General features: G+C 41.3%; 4 protein-coding genes and 1 pseudogene. All 5 read left to right on the forward strand.

Annotated features, from left to right (window positions below):
- On the forward strand, positions 1-199 hold a 199-nt coding region (locus TZ48_RS18485), incomplete at its 5' end, for a GNAT family N-acetyltransferase (protein WP_162674653.1).
- A 151-nt stretch (positions 200-350) separates the two neighbouring features.
- Positions 351-863 carry a GNAT family N-acetyltransferase gene (locus tag TZ48_RS18490; protein ID WP_112480221.1) on the forward strand — a complete coding sequence of 171 codons (513 nt, stop codon included), beginning with the start codon at positions 351-353 and terminating at the stop codon, positions 861-863.
- Between the two features lie 873 nt (positions 864-1,736).
- Entirely contained in the window at positions 1,737-2,138 is a 402-nt protein-coding gene (locus TZ48_RS18500; protein WP_162674654.1) for a hypothetical protein, read from the forward strand.
- 304 nt (positions 2,139-2,442) lie between these two features.
- Positions 2,443-2,922 (forward strand): hypothetical protein, encoded by a 480-nt coding sequence (locus TZ48_RS18505; RefSeq protein WP_112480224.1) that lies wholly within the window; start codon positions 2,443-2,445, stop codon positions 2,920-2,922.
- Between the two features lie 564 nt (positions 2,923-3,486).
- Positions 3,487-3,887, forward strand: a pseudogene (locus TZ48_RS18510) (HIT family protein).
- Positions 3,888-4,011: the final 124 nt, after the last annotated feature.

The raw sequence follows: 4,011 nt of genomic DNA on the forward strand, positions 1-4,011 counted from the left end.
GCATATGCTTGTTGACCCAGATTTCCACGGGTTTGGAGTTGGTCGCAAGATGATGGAACTGATGCAAGGCAAGTACAAAGACTTCCATCAACAAATGTTAACTGCGGACGGTGAAGCGGTGGATTTTTACAAAGCACTGGGTTTTGAACGGACGGGTAAAACCGAACCTATGTGGGTGTACGCAGGGAACGATCACTAATCCAAGCATCGCTACATAACAAATTGTTCAAGCAGACAGCTAACAGTTGGCGATTTTGGTTTGGATTGAGTTTAGTGATTACGGTGGCCTTATTTTGGTGTAGTGGCAGTTAGCTGCTACTTAACAAGGCGTTAGGCAAACGGAGAAGGGAGTGATTTCGGAGTTTAAGATAGAAAGGCTTAGAGTTAGGCCTTTAAAGATTGGGGATGAAATACACTTTCTAAATCGTTTTGATGATGTCCTTTGTAAGTACATGCCAGAAATCCCTGTTGGCACAGACGCCACGGTTTGGTTGAAAGAAAAACTAGATAACCAGCCTTACTATTTATGCCATGTACTTGAAGACATACATTCAAGTTGTGTTATTGGCTTTGTTCAATTGTCAGAAGCGAATAAGGGAACTTTGGAAAACAAACTAGCAATTGAGTTGGGGTATTTCATCTTTCCAGAGTTTTGGGCAAGGGGGTATGGATCTGAGTTGATACAAGCTCTTATAAAGAACATCGTTGAGCCCAATAATTGGTCACAAGAGGTAATAGCTTGGGTTTATGACGGAAATGTGGCTTCCATCAAATTGCTTGAGAAATGTAACTTTTTTAAGGCTAGTACTGCAGTCGATGCAACTGCAACAAGAGTATGTTCGTGTACCAAAGTAGCTATTTGAAAAACAGGTTGAGCGAGTTAGCCTAACAAATTGCTCAAGCAGACAGCTAACGCTCGGCGATTTTGGTTTGGTTGAGTTCAGTGATTACGTGGCTTTGCTTGGTTGTTGTGTTCGTTAGCTGCAACTTAGCAAGGCGTTATGTGTCACGGAGGAAACATGGTAAAAACTAATCCCACATTAAGGGTGTTGATTATATTCGTAACTTTTGCCGCTGGATTGATATTTAGTCACATTAAGCAGCAATACACAGAGAATGTACTTAAGCAGTCAGCTTCGAAACTTAAGATAATCCCTGAACATAGAATTATGTTGTCTAGTTACTATGAGAGTGAGAAACAGGTAAATATCGGATTCGACTTTATCGGTTTTAGCCGTGATGACAACAAGTTCAAAGAATATCAAACTAGGTATTTAGCTAGCATTAAGAACATGGCATGCAAGTCAAAGCCTTTGACCAGTTATTATCAAAACAAAAAACCTGTTGTAATCGACTTACGTATACAAAATAGGAATTTTGGTAACCTGATTTTGTCTAGCTCTGAGTGTCGAAAATGACACATAACAAATTGTTCAAGCAGACAGCTAACGTTTGGCGATTTTGGTTTGGTTGAGTTTAGTGATTACGGTGGCTTTGTTTGAGTGCAATGGCAGTTAGCTGCCGCTTAACAAGGCGTTAGGTTACCATGCACGACCTGTGCAAATAATGTAATTGATATATGGCATATGGTGAAGTGTTTCTAGCGAGAGCGTGATTGCTAAAGACTGGAAGGAAATGGGTTTTATAATTACCTCTTTTTTGGATATACAGTGAGGTAGTTTATGGTAGCGTGTAATATCAGTACGGTTGAGTTTTCGAAGCACTTTAACGCTAATATGAAAGCATTAGGGCTGCCAGTTCCTTCCACATTATTCGATTCTGCGACGGCGGCAGTCAGTAATGCCACTGTAATGATAGCGGCAGTAAAAAGCTTAGGGCGAGGGGCAACAGTTACTGAGTTGATTAAAGCGACAACGGGATTAGAAAAACTGAAAGTTGCAGGTGCTTTGCTTGCGTCATTTTATGTCGGCGCTGTTGTTGGGAGTATAGCTGTCGCAAGCACAAAGACTTTAGGGTGTGGTTTAAGTCTAATTGACTTCTTTTCGTTTCAAAATAAGCACGGACTAAAGTATCCAAATAGTCACCAGTTTTATGTTGCAAACCCCGAGATATTAGCGCCTAAAGTTAAGACACATACGGGCTATTGGACTAAAGCGTTAGCAGGCAAAGGATTGTGATAGTGAAGAGGAAAATAATCTTATTGCTTGTGGGTTTAATGGTGGCTTCTTTATCTTGGCTATTTTTCAACACCTTTCAAACATATAGCTTTTATATTCTGCTGATTATTGCAATCCTTGCAGTATTAACTCATAAGGTATTTAGAAAGAAGTAACCTAACAAATTGTTCAAGCAGACAGCTAACAGTCGGCGATTTTGACTTGAATTGAATTTAGTGATTCCGGTGGCTTTGTTTGGGTGTATTGGCGGTTAGCTGCTACTTAACAAGGCGTTAGGGGGCTTTATCAATTATGGAGAAAGTAAATGGAATCAATTGATAAGTGGCTAGAGAAAGTTTACAGCGAAAATGATTTTGGAAGGGGCATCGCTACTTCTTTATCCGGAGCTGTTGGGCTAGCTAGTTACTTGTATTCAGATGATTGGGTTATTGCTTTTTTCTCGTTAGTCATAATCTTCCCTGTTGCTCGTATAGTCGCTACCGCACTGAATGAACGATCAAAAGTAAAGATAACAAATAACCTTCAACATAAGCAGTTAGTAGATGTGTTTCAGCGCTTGAGTAAAGAGGAGTTGAGAGTTATTCGAGCCTTTACGGAATCTGGTGGCACAGCATTAACATTTCGTCAAATTAACGAATTAGACCTGTCTACTCCTGCAATAGAGTCGTTGGTTCAAAGAGAGCTCCTTTGGACATCTGTCACGTCTGATTTAATGACAGAAACATTTGCATTGGATACAGATTTTTTTGATGTAGCTAAGAGTATGGCGAAAACATCCCCCTAACAAATTGTTCAAGCAGACAGCTAACTGTCGGCGATTTTGGTTTGAATTGAGTTTAGTGATTATGGTGGTTTTGTTTGGGTGCAGTGGCAGTTAGCTGCTACTTAACAAGGCGTTAGTTTTCTCGGTTCAGTTTATTGGAATAGGTGTTCATCGTCCTAGCTTTACACCTGCTCGTCAGTGCCAATTCGCAAAACCGCGCGTGCTGTTTCTTTGGCTTGGAAAGGGCGTCAATCGACTTCGATTCTGATGCACTTGGCAGTCAGCTTCAGCGCAAGAGCCTTGAGTTGCCTTTAAGTATCGCCCTCTTTGGCAGCTAGTCGGTGGGAGGTTCATTGCTTCTGCATTGGGTGCGTCGGCGGCGTTGGTTTTGGAGCATTTCTTTAAAACCTTGGTGCCAAACGTCGGCTTCTTCGCACGAAAAAAACTAACAAATTGCTCAAGCAGACAGCTAACGTTTGGCGATTTTGGTTTGGTTGAGTTTAGTGATTACGGTGGTTTTGCTTGAGTGTCGTGGCAGTTAGCTGCTACTTAGCAAGGCGTTAGCATACTTTCATAGGATTTCAGATGGCGACAATAGTTGAACAAATTGTTAATCGTGAAATTGAAGCCGTAATAGTTTATGAGTCAGAAGAGGTTATTGCATTTGCTGACCATGACCCGATTAACTTTGGTCATATTTTGATTTGCCCCAAGTCACATTATCGAACCCTTCTGGACTTACCTGAGCCAGTCTTTGCTGAAATCAATGATGTTGCTAAAGATTTGTACAAACGTATTGAAGCTAAGTTTAGTCCTGATGGTATTGGGCTCATGCAAAACAATGGCGAGGCTCCCCACTTTAATGAACTAGATCATTATCATCTCCATATCTTCCTAGATTCCACGGGGATAAGTACGGATGGGTGAGTAGTGAGCTTGGTATTCAAACCATGGATAAGCTCCGAGAGTCACTTGACGGTTTGTAGCGGTTGACCTCGTATGCTAACAAATTGCTCAAGTCGACAGCTAACAGTCGGCGATTTTGGTTTGGTTGAGTATAGTGATTAAGGTGGCTTTGCTTGAGTGTTGTGGTGGTTAGCTGCAACTTAG

It is taken from the genome of Vibrio variabilis, assembly GCF_003263785.1.
GTDB classification, from domain to species: Bacteria; Pseudomonadota; Gammaproteobacteria; order Enterobacterales; family Vibrionaceae; genus Vibrio; species Vibrio variabilis.

What these genes read in the sequence shown, in the direction of transcription:
- TZ48_RS18505 (WP_112480224.1), top strand. Translation starts at nt 2,443, where the DNA reads ATGGAATCAATTGATAAGTGGCTAGAGAAAGTTTACAGCGAAAATGAT.
- TZ48_RS18500 (WP_162674654.1), top strand. Translation starts at nt 1,737, where the DNA reads ATGAAAGCATTAGGGCTGCCAGTTCCTTCCACATTATTCGATTCTGCG.